Origin of the sequence: Candidatus Uabimicrobium amorphum (genome assembly GCF_009002475.1) — a bacterium.
GTDB classification, from domain to species: Bacteria; Planctomycetota; Uabimicrobiia; order Uabimicrobiales; family Uabimicrobiaceae; genus Uabimicrobium; species Uabimicrobium amorphum.
Genome location: NZ_AP019860.1, coordinates 6,460,718 through 6,478,075 on the forward strand (window position 1 = coordinate 6,460,718; position 17,358 = coordinate 6,478,075).

General features: G+C 37.6%; 9 protein-coding genes. 6 read left to right on the plus strand and 3 right to left on the minus strand.

All coding sequences use genetic code 11. The features are described from left to right. Nucleotides 1–69 precede the first annotated feature (69 nt). The 6 genes from UABAM_RS22970 to UABAM_RS22995 all read left to right on the plus strand — a co-directional run bounded on the left by UABAM_RS22970 (nt 70) and on the right by UABAM_RS22995 (nt 10,957). Nucleotides 70–1,848, plus strand: a complete 1,779-nt coding sequence (locus UABAM_RS22970; protein ID WP_151970336.1) for a serine/threonine protein kinase — start codon at nt 70–72, stop codon at nt 1,846–1,848. Between the two features lie 14 nt (nt 1,849–1,862). Beyond that, nucleotides 1,863–4,103: a cytochrome c3 family protein gene (locus UABAM_RS22975; RefSeq protein ID WP_151970337.1), complete on the plus strand. Its 2,241-nt coding sequence runs from the start codon at nt 1,863–1,865 to the stop codon at nt 4,101–4,103. A 140-nt stretch (nt 4,104–4,243) separates the two neighbouring features. Further along, nucleotides 4,244–4,765, plus strand: coding sequence for a hypothetical protein (locus UABAM_RS22980; RefSeq protein ID WP_151970338.1), 522 nt, complete (start codon nt 4,244–4,246; stop codon nt 4,763–4,765). A gap of 435 nt (nt 4,766–5,200) precedes the next feature. Next, complete coding sequence (locus tag UABAM_RS22985) at nt 5,201–6,994, plus strand: serine/threonine protein kinase (RefSeq protein WP_151970339.1); 1,794 nt, start codon at nt 5,201–5,203, stop codon at nt 6,992–6,994. 33 nt (nt 6,995–7,027) lie between these two features. Further along, a complete protein-coding gene (locus UABAM_RS22990) occupies nt 7,028–10,282 on the plus strand; it encodes a multiheme c-type cytochrome (protein ID WP_151970340.1) in 3,255 nt (1,084 codons plus the stop codon). A gap of 153 nt (nt 10,283–10,435) precedes the next feature. Next, the gene (locus tag UABAM_RS22995) at nt 10,436–10,957 is read left to right on the plus strand and encodes a hypothetical protein (RefSeq protein WP_151970341.1); all 522 of its coding nucleotides are present in this window, start codon (nt 10,436–10,438) and stop codon (nt 10,955–10,957) included. Nucleotides 10,958–11,162: 205 nt separating this feature from the next. Here the strand turns inward: UABAM_RS22995 and UABAM_RS23000 are convergent, their stop codons facing one another. The 3 genes from UABAM_RS23000 to UABAM_RS23010 all read right to left on the minus strand — a co-directional run bounded on the left by UABAM_RS23000 (nt 11,163) and on the right by UABAM_RS23010 (nt 17,344). Next, nucleotides 11,163–13,256, minus strand: a complete 2,094-nt coding sequence (locus tag UABAM_RS23000) for a protein kinase domain-containing protein (RefSeq protein ID WP_151970342.1) — start codon at nt 13,254–13,256, stop codon at nt 11,163–11,165. A gap of 82 nt (nt 13,257–13,338) precedes the next feature. Further along, a complete protein-coding gene (locus tag UABAM_RS23005; RefSeq protein WP_151970343.1) occupies nt 13,339–15,303 on the minus strand; it encodes a serine/threonine-protein kinase in 1,965 nt (654 codons plus the stop codon). A 25-nt stretch (nt 15,304–15,328) separates the two neighbouring features. Continuing rightward, on the minus strand, nt 15,329–17,344 hold the full coding sequence (locus UABAM_RS23010) for a serine/threonine-protein kinase (protein ID WP_151970344.1): 2,016 nt from the start codon (nt 17,342–17,344) through the stop codon (nt 15,329–15,331). Between the last annotated feature and the right edge of the window lie 14 nt (nt 17,345–17,358).

Here is a 17,358-nt window from a genome sequence, read left to right on the forward strand (position 1 = left end):
TCTTACGCAAAAGAAATATCAATTGAGTGTGTACACCACAATGTATGCACCTAATTTTGGGAATCTATAATGCAAGAAGACAAAAATGTGACATTTTCACATGACAAAACATTGGCCAACAAAGAGGCAAACGAAACTTTCACACATGAAAAAACACTTGCCAACAAAGAGGCAAACGAAACTTTCACACATGAAAAAACACTTGCTAATATAGAAACAAGTGAAACTTTCACATGTGAAAAAACTGTTGATCTAAAAAAAATCGAACAGACATTTTCCGAGGAAAAAACGGATGTCGGTGAAAATAACCAAAGCGTCGACATAACAGAAACCATTCGCGCGAATCATGAAAATGATGATTATGAAATTTTAGATGAAATTGCGCGCGGAGGGATGGGAATTGTTTTTCGTGGTAAACAACATAGTTTACAACGCGAAGTCGCCATTAAAAAAATGATGGACAATGACAAGAACAAAAGGAATAGCTTTGTTTTTGAATCTCTAGTTACCGCTTTTCTCGATCATCCCAACATTGTTCCTGTATATGAACTAAGACAATCTTCGCAACAGGTAATGCTGGCAATGAAGCTTGTCGGTGGTGTACCGTGGAGTTCTTTGCTACACCCAAAAACAGCAGAGGACCGTAAACTTGCCGCGAACTATGATATACAAGATCACATTAATATCTTGTTTAGCGTTATGAATGCCGTAGATTTTGCCCACAGTAAAAAAATCGTCCATTGCGATTTAAAACCTTCCAATGTCATGATCGGTACATTTGGCGAAGTTTTGGTTATGGACTGGGGGATTGCGGTGGATATCGATGACGATAGAGAAAACTCTCCTAAGGCAATCCATCGGTTGCATATCAAACATCCTATGGGCACACCGAGTTATATGCCTATTGAGTTGGCTCGAGGGCAAGGACGAGATATTGGACCGTGGACAGACGTGTACTTGCTCGGTGGTATTTTATATGAAATCTTAACGCGCAAGGTGCCAAATAGCGGCGAGAGTATCTTGCAAATTCTGGCAAAACTTACCGAAGAACTGCAGTTGAAATTTGCAGAGGACGTACCAACAGAAATTCAAGAGATTTGTGTTCGCGCTTTGCAAAAAAATAAGGATCAGCGTTATCAAGAGATTAGGGAATTCAAAAAAGACATCGAAGACTTTTTGAAACACAAGGCGAGTATTGATATCAGTAACAGTGCCCATGAATCTTTGATGACAAGCCTACGTAAAATCGAAGAGCTGCAAAAAAACCGAAAAAAAATTGATGGCTATGAACTCATTTATAATGATTTATCCAGTGCAATTGCTAATTTCCAACAATCATTAAAATCGTGGGCAGGTAACACTGAAGCTATTGAAGGGGAGTATCTGGCGCGATTGTCGTATTTGAAATATGCCTTATCTAACCAGGATATCGCTATTGCAAAGTCACAATTACCCGCATTAAGAAAATTTACTACCGCAGAAAATGCTATTGATATTCACAATATTGAACGGCATATTCAAGAAAAAGACGATGAAAAAAAAAGCATTGCGTATATCTGGAGTCGCTTTGTGTATTCTTTTTCAATATATGGTATTCTTTTTTGTCTAAATTTTCTGGTTGAGTTGAGCTCTTACTCTAAAAATCAACGTCTCATAAATGCATTTTTATTTGTCTGTGCGATTACTGCGTTGTTGTCTTTGCGTTTTACCGGCAAACAAATTTTTTTACTTGTCGGTAAGTTGTTGAGTTTTATTTTTATGGTAGTGGCTTCAGTATTTCTCTTGTTATCATTGTTAGGCCTGATAGTTATTTTAGCAGAACGATTATCCCCAATATTTTTTCCATAGTAGGAAGATTGTAAATGGACATAGAAGAAACCAAAAATTTATGGAGTAAGATACTCACTGATGAACAAATGGAAAGCGGTAACGTACGAAAAACTTACAAGGGAAATAGCCCCAGTAAATCACAAAGCAATGTAAAACACAGTGGAAAACGAAGAGAAACAATTCTGCACAAAACGGCAGAATTGGATGAACAAAAAAATCTAGCAAGAGTTGATGCGGAAGAAACAACTGTGCAACAAGGCCCACCAACCATAAAAGAAAAAATACAGGACAAGAAAAATTTCGATAACGCGAATAACTATTATAAGAATGATCTACCCGATTATGGTGCTGTAAAACAAGCGGTATCCTCACTATCAACTAAAGATATTTTGGAAACTGGTCATTACCAAAATATGTTTATGTTGCGCATCATTCTTTTTGTAAGGTCGATTTTTTCTCATATCGAAAAGTTTATGGCAAAAATAAAAATGTCTTATGTTGCCATTGCTGTTTTAGTTCCTGCTATCATTATTGCTATTGCTAATTCAGCGCAGTTGGGAGAATTAACATCAGCACATGCGGCCATTCATACAAGTAAACAAAATTGTCATATGTGCCACACGCAAGACAAAAATCCACGTAATGATGCTTTACAGTGTACAGTTTGTCATCAACAATCTTCCGATGAGATAAAAAATGTTACAGCATTAAATGCTCACGGCTTACCAGAAGAATATTGGGAAAAACATAACCCTGATTTTTGGAAGACTCAACAAAATTCTTTCTTTAACTTTAGTATAAAGAAACCTTTTGCACAAAAACTAGATGAGATAGATATACAAAAAAATGAAAAACTTCCCCCGCTAGCTTGTTCTGCTTGTCACCAAGAACACCAAGGACGTAATTCCATACTCACTAAGTTAAGCAACCGTAAATGTCAAACATGCCACAAGAAAAAGTTTGCCAATTTTTCCGCTGACCACGCCGAGTTTAATCAATACCCCTATAAGCGACGGACAAATATTATGTTTGACCACGTATCACATTTTTCTGACTATTATCGATATAAGAAAAAAGAAGGTATAAGTGTATCACAGAATTGCCAAACATGTCACAAATTTGGGCAAGGTGAACAGATGGCTCTAAACAGTTTCGAGGAAACCTGCGCCCAATGTCATCAAAAAGATATACTTAAAGAAGACGAAGATTTGAATATTATTCGCTTCCCAGGATTTTTAATCGAAGACTTTTATGCTCAGTCTAAGGCATTCAAAATGCGTCCCAAGTTTAGAAAGTGGCCCTCTCTAGATGAAGAAGATTCTGGGGAAGCCACTGATCTGATGCGTTTATTACTTTCAAAAGATAAAGAACTGGAAGAAGAAGATATTTCTGAATATGTAGAAACATTCTTGGTTGATATGATCGCGGAATCTCCTTCGGACGAAGACGAAAATGAAATTAGGGCAATTAACGCATATGTACTAATGATCAAACGTCTTTGCGATGAAATAACGAATGAAGATACATCCGCTCTAAAGGAACGTTTACAAAAAGTTCTCAGTGTTTCTATCAACAACAAAACACTTGATAATCTATTTCCTAACGTTAGTAATATTTTGCAAGTAGTGGAAGAGCGAATTCTTCCGCCAATAAACTCTAAGCGCAAAAGGCATTTCAACGCTTTTGAGTTCGAAGAGAAAGAACTTCCTACAGGATGGTATTTCAGCAACTATACATTACAATATCGCCCCATGAAACATAAAGATTCCTTCATGAAAACGTGGTTAGATTTGATGGCAAAAACTTATAACACAGATGCTCCTGACTATTACGATGAAGTCCAAGGGAATACTAGTTATATAATGAGTGCCATGAATCGTTGTCTCAAATGTCACAGTGTTGAAAAGTCTTCACAAAAAGACTCGGTGTTAAAAATTAACTGGAAACCTGGTAAGCGAGGAGAGGAAGTTCAATTTACACGTTTTTCGCATCAGCCGCACGTTTTAGCGCAAATGGATTGTTCTTCCTGCCATACATTAAAAAAATATCCAGACTTTAATAAAGCAGCCTATAATAAATCTTTCAGTAGTCACAATAGCAAAAAATTTGTGAGTGATTTTAAGTTTATCTCAAAAGATTTGTGTAGTAAGTGTCACAATCGTAATTTAGTAGGCGAAAATTGTACATCTTGTCATAATTATCATGCGGCCTCATTTAGTAAACAGTTTCATGACTCTTCCAATTTTAAAACAGAAACTTCTAATAAAAAATAACGTAAAAGTTTTGAGCTATTCATCATTAAACATATAGTTTTTTATACAACAAGACTAAAAAAAATTTTTTTATCAGAGAAACTCCGTCGTATTGATGAGTAAAGAAAAACAAATTCATACTTTCAATTAGGAGTTTCGTGATGAAAAAGTGCTTAACTATTTTGACGATGACAGTTCTCTCCAGTTTTGTTTTTGCAGGAAGTAGCAAAGGTGAAGTTCAGAGAAATATCAAACGCGGTGGTTGGGACGTCGTTTGGGGAGTGACGATCGACGAGAAAGAATACATCAAATTCGGTTTATCCGCGTATTCTGGAAATCCATGGGTTTACTTCAGCAATTACTTGGATAGAAATATCGATCATTTTGCGCGGAACCTAAGAGGTGTAGGTAAAAGAGCGTTAAAAGATTTGATCATCAGATCTTTTAAAAGCAGAGGTGCGAAGATGAGAATAGGACGCATCGAAGTGAAGGCAGGTATCGCAACCTACCGAAGATGGAAAAGAGTTGTGTATGATGAGCCAAGAACTAGAAAAGTAAAACGATGGATCAACAAAAGATGGGGATGGTGGACGTGGTCGGTGGAGTTCTATACCGCTCGCGTGGCGAAAAGAATATCTCTACCCAATCACCATCAACCGTACGTAGCTTTTCGCATTCGATAACAAGTGAACCCACATACATAGTTTATGCAAACGACAGAAGACATCAAGACAGAAAGTTAGCTTCTAATACATTAAAAATATACAATCATCAATAAGCAATATACAAACCTCAACAAAATGAAAACGAAACATCAATTCGTCGATACAAGCTTTGATAAATGGCCGTATCAACGAATTGATGCAATTTTGTTTTAAAGCCCACCATAATCCCTCATTATTACTTCTGGTTTGCTACGAGATCAATTTACTTGAGCCTCGTGAAGCTAATCGAGCTCGTTTTCAAATTTTCATAAAAAACAGCTAGCTCAAAATTGAGTCATTTTTGTTATTTTGTTTTGTGTAGAAAGTACTTAAAATTGATGTATCTGACACAAAAGAAATATCAATTGTTGTACACATATCGACATTGTATACAACTAGTTTTGGGAATCCATAATGCCAGAAGAAAAAGATGTAACATTTTCGCATGAAAAAACACTTGCAAAAAAAGAGATAAGTCAAACATTCACAAATGAAAAAACAATTGCCAACGAAAAGGTAAACCGAACTTTCACAAATGAAAAAACAATTGCGAATATAGAAATCAGCGAAACTTTCACAAGCCAAAATACAGTTGCCCCAAATTTCGGTCAAAATAATCAAAACGTCGACATAGCAAATACTGCACAAATGAGTTATGGAAACGAGGACTATGAAATTTTAGATGAGATTGCACGTGGGGGAATGGGAGTTGTTTTTCGTGGCAAACAACATAGTTTACAACGCGAAGTCGCCATCAAAAAAATGATGGACAATGACAAGAATAAAAAGAGTAGTTTTGTTTTCGAATCTCTAGTGACTGCTTTTCTAGATCACCCCAATATTGTTCCGGTGTATGAGCTAAAACAGTCTTCACAGCAGATTATGCTCGCGATGAAGCTTGTCGGTGGTGTGCCATGGAGTTCTTTACTACATCCCAAAACGGCAGAGCAGCGTAAAATGGCCGCAAGCTATGATACACAAGATCACATTAATATCTTGTTTAGTGTTATGAATGCTGTAGATTTTGCCCACAGCAAGAAAATCGTCCATTGCGATTTAAAACCTTCAAATGTCATGATTGGCGCGTTTGGCGAAGTTTTGGTCATGGACTGGGGGATTGCGGTGGATATTGATGACAGTAGAGTAAATACGCCTAAGGCAATCCATCGATTGTATGTCAGACACCCTATGGGAACACCAAGTTATATGCCCATTGAATTAGCGCGAGGCCAAGGACGTGATATTGGACCGTGGACAGATGTGTACTTGCTCGGTGGTATTTTATATGAAATCTTAACACGGAAGTTGCCAAATACTGGAGAGAATATTTTGCAAATTTTGGCAAAACTCACCGAAGAATTGCAGCTGAAATTTACAGAGGATGTACCACTAGAGATACAGCAAATTTGTGTTCGCGCTTTGCAAAAAAATAAGAATCAGCGTTATCAGGTAATTAAGGAATTCAAAAAAGACATCGAAAACTTTTTAAAGCATAGGGAGAGCATTGATATTAGTAACAGAGCTCAAAAATCTCTGGCGATAAGTCTTGATAAAATTGAACACTTGAAAAAGAATCGAAAAAAGGTTGATGGCTATGAACTGATTTACAATGATTTATCGAGTACGATTGCCTCTTTCCAGGAAGCATTGGCATTGTGGAAAGGTAACTCTCGAGCAATCGAAGGGGAATATGCCGCACGCTTGTCATATTTGAAATTTGCTTTGGCCAATCAGGATATTGCCATTGCAAAATCGCAAATCATATTTTTGAAACGTTTTGCTGATAATTCTCTTGATATAAAGAAAATAGAAAAAGAAATACACAAAAAAGACCAAGAAAAAAAAACGATGGTTCATATTTTGAGCCGTATAAAAATAACGTTGTACTGTTGGGTTATTTACCATTTTACGGGTTTTCTCAAAGCAATTTTTATTTCAGGTAATCCATTTATTGAAAATAAAGACACGTATACAGTACCAGTAGTTGTATTTTTGATCACTATTCTTACAATTCTTTCATTACGTTTTTCAATAAAACAAATTTTTTTATATATAGCTAAGATATTTAGTTCTGCGCTCGCTTTGAGCGTTCTTATGGCATGCATCCTTTATGTTGGAATTTACATTTACGCTTTTTGCTTATCATTGTGGAATTATAGTGAATATCTCCGATTTATGAATGAATTTCAATCGTTTATGAGTAAATAATGAATCAATACAATAAAAAGGTAGAAAAAATTCATGGATATTGAAGAGACAAAAGAAATATGGCTTAAAATAATTTCCGACGAAGAAATGCAAAATGGCAGTATAAAAAAGACATACAAGAGCTACAATTCAAATAAAGTGCTAGTTGACGATATTCCAAACAGTTCGAATAGCGTAGATCCTCTTAAAGAGGAACCAAAAGAAAATAGCGTAAACCAAATTCCTGAAGAAAGAGCACGTATATCCTCAGCGCAAACAGATATAAACAGCTCAGAAAATGATATCCCAACAGACAATACAACAGAGCGTGCCGTTGCTTTTTCCACCGAAGATTTTTCAGAAATAGAAAATAGAAAAGAAAGTTTGATTCTTTGGAAAATAAATTCTACGTTCAGATTTTTGGGCAATTATTTCCGTTTTTTAGATAAAAAATTTAAGATCAAATCCTCATATGTATTGGTTACAGTAACTTTTCTAATTATATTTTTGATTTATAATTCGTTGCAGCAAGGTAAAATTACAACGGCACACAATATTGCAAGTATGCGTGTTAATCCAGAAAATAGCTGCTCGACTTGTCATCAAGGACAAGGTATTTCAAATACAGAAAGATGTATTCGCTGCCACCAACAAGAAACAGATATTAGAGGGGAAGAGTCTTCATCAGCAGCGCTAAATATTCATGGTTTATCACAAAATCATTGGAAGAAGTATGGTCTGAATGATAAAAAAGTTGAAGAATTTCGTTTTTCCCAAACGCTGTCGCAAGCTAAAAAAAATCTAGACAATGCCGTCTCTCCTCAAATAGCTTGCTCTTCTTGTCATAAAGAACATCAAGGACGTAATTTCAATCTCTCGGTGGTTGATAATAACAGTTGTCAGATATGCCATAACCAAAGTTCTTCTGATTTTTGGAAAGGCCATCCAAATTTTGATAACTACCCGCATAAAAAAGGTACTCATATCTACTTCAATCACACAAACCACTTTGAGGAGTACTTTGAGGATCGCAGTAGGTCTAGCACAGCACCTCACAACTGCAATGCGTGCCACGAACTAGATAAAAGTGAGCAAGCCATGTTAACTAAAAATTTTGAAGAGGCTTGTAATCAATGCCATCAAACAAACATTTTGAAAGAGGATGAAGACATTGCTGTTATCCGCTTTCCAGGATTCTTAACGGAAAAATTTTATCTGCAGTCTAAACAATTCGAAGTACGCCCCAAATTTACCCACTGGCCTTCTATAGACAAAGAAGATACAGGCGAAGCTACTGATTTTATGAGGCTTTTGTTGTCCAAAGATAAAGAATTAAGTGATGACGATATATCGAAATACTTAGATACGTTTTTGTACGATCACATCGCAGATTCTCCTACGAATGGCAAAAAGAATGAAATCAAAGCCATCAATGCATACATAATGATGATTCAGCGTCTTTGTGACGAGATTACTAGTGAGAATACCTTGGCACTAAAACGACGTCTCGAAAAAATACTACACGTTTCCATTAAAAGTGAAACGATAAAAAATCTATTTCCGAATGTTGCTGAGTTTCTACAAGTAATTCAATCTCGCGTTTTTCCTCCTATTAATACCCAAGACAGCAAGCGGTTTAATAACTTTGAGTTCAAAGACGAAAACTCTCCTACAGGTTGGTACTTTCGTAATTATACATTACACTATCGACCTTCCCGACACAAAGATCCGGTCATGAAAGCATGGTTAGATTTAATGGTTAGAAGCTACAACACCGACAAGCCTGATTCTGAAGGTGAAGTGGAAGGCAACACCCATTATGTTTTGAATGCGGTAAATCGTTGTTTAAAATGCCACACTATTGATAAAGTAGAAAGTAAAGATGCGGCGTGGGAAATTAACTGGGAATCTAGTAAAACAAAACCCAAAGTACAATTCACACGTTTTTCACATCGGGAACATATCTTAGCAGAAATGGATTGTTCCTCTTGCCATATATTAAAAAAACAAGATCCTGTTGGAGGCAACAACAAATTTTTTGATGAGAATTATGATCGCAAAAAACTCATTAGCTTTCGGTCTATATCGAAAGATTTGTGTAGCAGTTGTCATAATCGCAATGTCGCAAATGAAAAATGCACCACGTGTCATAACTATCATGCTAGGTCATTTAAAACAGATCCTTATGGCAGTATAAGGTACATGGTCGACCAATATAAAAATGAGATGGCAAATACAAAATCAGTGGTAGATCAACACGAGAATGATGTTGTACAAAAAAGCAGAAAAAGAAAGGCTGATATACAAGTTGTTCAGAAGAACCAAGCAACAACATCAAAAAGTAAAATCGAAAAAACGCAAGAAAAAACAACGAAGGTTTTCTTGTCAAAACAGGAAACTCAACAGCAAATCAAAAGAATTTCGGCGATAAAAAAACGACCTGTAGATATAAAAAAAATAGTAACGGCAAAAAAATGTGGCTTCTGCCATACCCAAGAAGCCCAGGTCTGGAAAAAAACACCGCATTACAAAACTTTTGCAGAAATGGAAAAAAGACCTAGAGCGAAAAATATTTTCCAAAAACTGGGTGGTAAAGGCTCTATCAAAAAAAGTGGACGGTGTGACAAATGCCATTATACACAACAGGGAGGTACAAACAAGGTTGTCTCTGGCGTTTCTTGCGAATTGTGTCATGGAGCGGGGAAAGATTGGATTCTCGTACACAACGACAAAACAGTTGCCAAAATAACGAGACGCCAAAAATCGATAGACAAAGGGATGAACAATCCTGTAGATATATATTCAATAGCTCAAACTTGCTACGACTGCCACAGTGTGCCTGATGAAGAATTGGTCAATGTAGGTGGTCACAAAGCGGGAAGTGCTTTCGAGTTAGTTAGTTGGTCACAAGGAACGGAGCGCCACAATTTTGTAACCGCAAATAATAAAGAAAATGCAGTATCATCAAAAGAGAGACTCCGCGTTATGTTTATTACAGGTTTAATGTTAGATTTGGAATATGCTCTACGTGGTTTGGCCAAAGCTACCAAACCTGGAAAATACTATGAAACAATGCTAAGCAAAGTCAATAGAACCTATAAGATACTCAAGGCAGCAAATAGCAAATCAGGGGGGATAAAAGAAATACAAGAGTTACTGGCACTTTTTGCCAAACTCAATATGAAAAACCGTAATCATCTAGAAACGAGCGCAAATTGGATAACTCTAAAAGCGCGGCAATTCGTTGGAAATAATGATGGTAGTAAATTGGGTTTTCTGGACGCTTTTATCCCCAAACATTATAAGTAAAACGGTAATGCATAATTATTTTTCACTAGTTATTATATAGTGAATACATCGTTTTTTATACAACGAGACTAAAAAAATTTTTTTATCACGGAGACTCCGTCGTATTGATGAGTAAAGAAAAACAAATTCATACTTTCAATTAGGAGTTTCGTGATGAAAAAGTGCTTAACTATTTTGACGATGACAGTTCTCTCGAGTTTTGTTTTTGCAGGGAGTAGCAAAGGTGAAGTCCAAAGAAATATCAAACGCGGTGGTTGGGACGTCGTTTGGGGAGTGACGATCGATGAGAAAGAATACATCAAATTCGGTTTATCCGCGTATTCTGGAAATCCTTGGGTTTACTTCAGCAATTACTTGGATAGAAATATCGATCATTTTGCGCGGAACCTAAGAGGTGTAGGTAAAAGAGCGTTAAAAGATTTGATCATCAGATCTTTTAAAAGCAGAGGTGCGAAAATGAGAATAGGACGCATCGAGGTGAAGGCTGGTATCGCAACCTACCGAAGATGGAAAAGAGTTGTGTATGATGAGCCAAGAACCAGAAAAGTAAAACGATGGATCAACAAAAGATGGGGATGGTGGACGTGGACAGTTCAAGTGTATACCGCCCGCGTGACAAAAAGAATACCTCTGCCCAATCACCATCAGCCATATGTCGCTTTTCGCATCCGATAACCTGCATGAGCCACCATTGATTTACAATCGCGATGGTGGATAGGCCAAACTTGGTGTGCAACTGTACTACGCAGGGTTTGATTGTGGCTGCCAATGATCATAGCCACAATCAAAGTGCACATATAAAAAATGATAACTTCCTTTCCCCCTAACTTCCGAGCCATAAGCCTTACCAACATTTATCAGAAAGTCTAACCTTCTAGGCCTACAGCATACTTTGCAATTGCTTTTTTACATCTTCGTCTTGTTCTAAATCATACAATTCGCGAAGGGAATTTCGCAGCGCCACATCTCCTGGTGCGATTTGCGCAATTGTTTTTAGGCAATTTAAACGTACCAGCCAATTTTCGTGATTTTTCGCTGCTTCAAGGAGAAATTCAATTGCCGGATAACCGATCTCTTGTAGTTTGTTGCGTGTGTTGATGCGTTTGTCCGTATCGTCATCTGCCAAATTTATTATCAACATTTCCACTGTATTCTTAAAATCTATTTGGTCATCGGCGTCACGGTGAATGCCAGAAAAATCAAAGTATGTTTGCAAACGAACGCCGTTTTTGTTGTTGGTATTTCGCAATTTCCATATACAATAGAAAACAATTGCGCCAATGAGGACCAATACTTTCCACATATCTACTTCAAATTGGGTAAGGAAAAGAAGCATCATAAAATTGCAAATGCTAAGCAATGCAAATACTGGGTATCCGATCACAAAAAAAGCGGCATTGTTTCCTCTTGTAACTAGCGCATATCCTGCAAAAAGAATCACAGGTAATATTTGCACTTTTACATTTTGCGCAGCTAGAAAAGCCAGGGCGAAAAAAATAAAAAAAGCGGTATTTAGCCAACGATGCATGCGCAATAGATTTTTCTGTTTTTTTTGTTCAAATTGTAGCTTCTTTTGCAAAAATTGTAGTTGTGAAAGCTTGTCTTTCGTTACGTAACCAAATTTTCGCAAATGCTTTTGCCGATCTAACTGTTCGATTTTTTCGAGTTGTGAACTGACAATCCCAAAATCGTTATTATTTAGCGCAATTTGTGCGTAAGCTAGTCGTGCTTGAACCATTCCGCTAAAAGCCCGGCTGTTGTTTTCCCAAATTTCGAGCGCTCTAGAAAAACGAACGATCGCGGTCATCAAACTTTCATAAACTTGCTCTTTATTTTGTTGCTTTTGCGATGAAAGTAGTTCTTTTACGGCCGTTTCTGTGAGAAATATACTTTCTTGATGCTGCAAATAATTTTGTAGATCTTGACAAAACAAATCGGCATCTTGGTAACGGTTCGAAATTTCTCTAGCCATCGCTTTTCTAAATATTTGTTGTAGCTCTGCGGGAGTAGTACTTTCACAATGAAGTTCACTGTTTCTCGCGGCCAACAAGACTTGCCATAAGCTTTCTCCTGCGTGCGGTGGTTTGCGATGCAGAATTTCATATAAAATAGCGCCTAAAAGATACACGTCTGTCGCAAAGGATATGTCTTTACCACGTCCTTCCGCTAATTCTGGCGACATATAGCAAGGTGTACCCATCGGTGTTGTAATATCATTTTTGTAGAAGGTACGCCTTTCATCGGGATTTTCTCGAACATCTACCGCAATTCCCCAATCCATCACCAGTACCTCGCCAAAGTCTCCGATCATAATGTTTTCCGGTTTCAAATCACAGTGGACTATTCCCTTGCTGTGTGCGTATTTCATTGCATTACAAACGCTGACGAGAACTTCTAGGTGTTTTTGGGCGTTGTACTCCTTGGCTTTTTCTTGGTGCTCTACTGTTCGAGGATAAAGTAAATCTTTCCACGAAATGCCTTTGACCAATTTCATCGCGAGAAGAATATCGCCTTCGTCGTTTTGATCAATTTCATGTATCGGTATAATGTTGGGATGGTCAAGATACGCGGTGACCAATGATTCGGCGAGAAACTTACTTTTTTCTACTTGCGGTAAGGTTTTCTTAATAGCAATTTCGCGTTTGAGTTTTGTTTGTTCTGCCCGATAGATAATTCCCATACCACCACGGTTGATTTCCTGGTAGTTTTTGTAGTCGTGTTTGGTATCAAGGTCGGGTTGTGTTTTCGATACGTTTTTAGGTGCTGCTGTCTCAATAGCAGAGAAAGTAACTTTTTCGATGTTGTCTTCCATGCTGACGGTTGCATTTTCAGAAAATGTCTGTTGTTGAGGAAGTTGCGTTATGTCATGAGAAAATGTCACTTCTTCTTTATAGGTGTTGCGTATTGAATGTTCTTGTGCGTTATCTTGTTCGACAACTTTTGCCCATAACGAGCGAAATTTAGCATCATCCATTTTAGTTCCTGTGGTTATTAGTATCAGTTGTGACTTTATTTGTGGCCGAAAATAGTTTTCTGTTTTTCAAAAACGAGCAATTTTATTGTGCGATTACATAAGATAAAATAAAATGAGATAATAACGCGAGTAGTATTCCATAAAAAAGTACCGAACTGATGATCTTGTAGATGTTAACAGCCGAACGTTCCCTGATTCCTTCGATTTTGGCTTGGTGAAATTTTTGGTGTAATTTTTTTATGCTTGCTAAGTCAAATTTTTGGATTTCTTCAATATGCACTTTAGCTAGTTTTATATCCTTGAAGTCCAGAGCGATATTTGCAATTTGAGCGTGCAATTTGATCTTGTTTTTTTGTGCAGATTTGTTGTCTTGCCATGTATTGATCGCTTGTTCATATAGGCTCATCGCCCTAATTAAATTCGTATATACCAGAGAGGGTGATAGCTTTGATTGTGGAAATACATAAACATTTTCTTTTCCTGACAACCACAATGTTGTTTGAACAATCAAAAAGACAATATTCGCAATGATGGCAGCTATAATCAAAAACGGAATTCCTGAAATAGGGACGTTACTATTTAAAGAAGCAACCCACATCAACACTGCAGCTGCCATTCCAACAACAAATTTTAGAATCTTACTGGCATAAAAGTACCAATATGGGAACAGAACTTTACCAGGAAGTTCAAAAAATAAGTATTTGAGTTTATAACCACTTTCCTGACTTTTATTAGTGTTGATGTATTTGACAGCGCTATTGTAAAACTCGGTAGCTTTGTTGGCCAAGGATATGCTTTCGCGGTGTTTCAAGTAATTGGCTACTGTTTGTTTAAAATCAGTAACACTTTGATAACGATCCGATGGTTTTTTCGCCATTGCTTTATGGCAAATTTGGCGTAAATCTAGAGGAATTTTTTCTGCAAACGAAACAGGCTTACTTTCTTTAGCAGCTAGTAAAACCAACCATAGGCTTTTTCCTGTATGTGGTGGTTTACGATGTAAAATTTCATACAAGATACCGCCTAGAAGATAAATATCCGTGGTAACCGATATGTCTTTACCGCGTCCTTCGGCCAATTCGGGAGACATATAGCAAGGCGTTCCCATCGGCGTTTTGATGTCAATTTTGTAAAAAGTACGTCTTTCGTCAGGGTTTTCTCTCACATCAACGGCAATTCCCCAGTCCATGACCAATACTTCCTCAAAGTCTCCGATCATGATATTCTCGGGCTTCAAATCGCAATGGACGATTCCTTTACTATGAGCGTAATTCACGGCGTTGCACACGCTGATCAGAATTTCTAGGTGTTTTTGTAGGTCGTATTCTTTGGCTTTCTCTTTGTTTTCCGCGGTTTGAGGATAGAGTAAGTCTTTCCAGGAAATGCCTTTGACCAACTTCATGGCGAGAAGAATGTCACCTTCACTGCTTTGATCCATTTCGTATATGGGAACGATATTGGGATGGTCGAGATACGCGGTGACCAATGATTCGGCAAGAAACTTGTTTTTTTCTACCTGCGGTAGCGTTTTCTTGATGGCAATTTCGCGTTTGAGTTTTGTTTGTTCTACACGGTAGATAATTCCCATACCACCGCGGTTGATTTCCTGGTAGTTTTGATAGTCTAATTCATTTTGGAAAGTTACTTTCGTTTGCGGTGCATTTGCTGGTGCAGTTGTTTCTGTCGCTGAGAAAGTTACTTTTTTTGTATGGTCCTCGGTATCCATTGTCGCATCTTCGGAGAATGTATCACTGGCGTTTTGACTCTCCGCTGTATCTTCCAACGAATCAACAGTCGAATCCCCAGAAAATGTACTTGTTGATTCCTGTGGTGGAATTGTCACGTCTTGAGAAAATGTGTCTGTTGGCGATGGATTTTCCGCGTGGATTGTGCCATCGTCAGAAAAAGTTTGTTGTGCCGGAAATACGGTAATATCGTGAGAAAATGTCATTTCCTTCGATTTATATGTATTGCGCACAGAATGCTTTGATGAACTATCTTGTTCCAGAATTTTTGACCACAGTGAGCGAAATGTGTCGTTATCCATAATTTTCTCTTTTCAGTTACTTTTCTTATAATGTTTGTAACGCTATACTTTGTGCTATGACAGTAATAATCACAACTATGGGTAACCAAAACACGACTACTCCAAAAAGTTTTCCAAAAATTCCAACAAAAGAATCTGCTTTCTCCTCTATCTCGGCCTGACGAGCTTTTTCACGAATGTTTTTTAAACCAGTAGCATTCACTTTTTTCAGTATCTCCAAATGCGCTTTTGCTAATTTAACATCTTTAAAATCTAAAGCTAAATCCGCTATTCGTGCATGTAATTTCAATTTGTTTTGTTTCGCAGCCTCGTTACCTTTCCAGGCCGCAATGGACTGGTCATATAAACCAATCGCTTTTATCAAGTCTGTGTACACTCGGTACGGAGATATCTCCAAAGGGGGAAACACATATATATTTTTTTTCCCTGACAACCATAAAATGACTCGACAGATTAGAGAGATAAAATTTATAATTACTGCAAGTCCGCATGCATATGAAGCAGGAGCAAAAATAGTAAAACCTATTAAATGCCACACGTCAAATTTAGAGTTAGAAAAAGCATTGGGAAGCTGTGTAAAAAATAACATCAATATTGTGGCTATGAATATTCTCTTTGTGACTTTACTTGCGTTCAACCACCAATATGGAAAAAGAATTTTTCCAGGAGCTTCGTAAAATACATACTTGAACTTATAATACTTATCTGACTTGACATGCTGATTAATGTATCTATTTGTCTTGTTAAACAATTCTGTCGCTTTATTGGCGAGCATGATACTTTCGCGATGTTGCAAATAATCCTCCACAGCCTTTTTAAATTCGGTAACATTTTGATAGCGATCAGATATTTTCTTGGCCATTGCTTTGTGACAAATTTGACGTAGTTGCAGAGAAGTTTTATCGCGAAAGCTAACAGGTTTACTCTCTTTCGCGGCTAATAAAACCAGCCACAGACTCTTAGCTGTGTGTGGTGGTTTGCGCTGTAAAATTTCGTACAAGATGCCGCCTAAAAGATAAACATCTGTCGCAAACGAGATATCTTTACCACGTCCTTCCGCTAGTTCCGGAGCCATATAGCAAGGTGTTCCCATCGGCGTTTTGACATCGCTTTTGTGGAAAGTACGTCTTTCGTCGGGATTTTCTCTAACATCTACGGCAATCCCCCAGTCCATAACCAATACCTCACCAAAATCCCCGATCATGATATTGTCGGGTTTTAAATCGCAGTGCGCTACTCCTTTACTATGCGCATAGTTTACGGCATTACACACATTAATTAAGATTTCCAAATGTTTTTGCAAATTGTATTCTTTGGCTTTTTCTTTGTGTTCTGAGGTTTGTGGGTAGAGTAGGTCTTTCCAAGAAATTCCTTTGACCAGTTTCATTGCGAGAAGAATGTCGCCACTGTTGTTTTGCTCCATCTCATATATGGGAACGATATTGGGATGATCGAGATATGCCGTCACCAATGATTCGGCAAGAAACTTGTTTTTTTCTACTTGTGGTAGCGTTTTCTTGATTGCAATTTCGCGCTTGAGTTTTGTTTGTTCTGCACGGTAGATAATACCCATACCACCACGGTTGATTTCCTGGTAGTTTTGATAATCTTCCTCGGTGTTAAAGCTAGCTTGAATTCGCGCTCTACTCTTAGGAGCAGTGGTTTCGGTGGCTGAAAAAGTTACCTTTTCCGCAGAATCTTCAGGGGTTACAGTTGCATCTTGAGAAGAAGTATCTTCTAGAACATCGTTACTTGCAAAACTTTCCTCTGGAGAGACAGTGGAGTCTTCAGAAAATGTATCTGTTGGCGATGGATGATCCGCGAGAATTTTGCCATCCCCAGAGTCTTCAGAAAATGTATCTGTTGCTGGAGTAGAGTGAATGGTTCCATCACCGGAAAAAGTTTGTTGTGCCGGAAATACGGTAATATCGTGAGAAAATGTCATTTCCTTCGATTTATATGTATTGCGCACAGAATGCTTCGATGAACTATCTTGTTCCAGAATTTTTGACCACAGTGAGCGAAATGTATCATTGTCCATAATCAATTTTCCTT

What these genes read in the sequence shown, in the direction of transcription:
- UABAM_RS22970 (WP_151970336.1), top strand. Translation starts at nt 70, where the DNA reads ATGCAAGAAGACAAAAATGTGACATTTTCACATGACAAAACATTGGCC.
- UABAM_RS22975 (WP_151970337.1), top strand. Translation starts at nt 1,863, where the DNA reads ATGGACATAGAAGAAACCAAAAATTTATGGAGTAAGATACTCACTGAT.
- UABAM_RS22980 (WP_151970338.1), top strand. Translation starts at nt 4,244, where the DNA reads ATGAAAAAGTGCTTAACTATTTTGACGATGACAGTTCTCTCCAGTTTT.
- UABAM_RS22985 (WP_151970339.1), top strand. Translation starts at nt 5,201, where the DNA reads ATGCCAGAAGAAAAAGATGTAACATTTTCGCATGAAAAAACACTTGCA.
- UABAM_RS22990 (WP_151970340.1), top strand. Translation starts at nt 7,028, where the DNA reads ATGGATATTGAAGAGACAAAAGAAATATGGCTTAAAATAATTTCCGAC.
- UABAM_RS22995 (WP_151970341.1), top strand. Translation starts at nt 10,436, where the DNA reads ATGAAAAAGTGCTTAACTATTTTGACGATGACAGTTCTCTCGAGTTTT.
- UABAM_RS23000 (WP_151970342.1), bottom strand. Translation starts at nt 13,256, where the DNA reads ATGGATGATGCTAAATTTCGCTCGTTATGGGCAAAAGTTGTCGAACAA.
- UABAM_RS23005 (WP_151970343.1), bottom strand. Translation starts at nt 15,303, where the DNA reads ATGGATAACGACACATTTCGCTCACTGTGGTCAAAAATTCTGGAACAA.
- UABAM_RS23010 (WP_151970344.1), bottom strand. Translation starts at nt 17,344, where the DNA reads ATGGACAATGATACATTTCGCTCACTGTGGTCAAAAATTCTGGAACAA.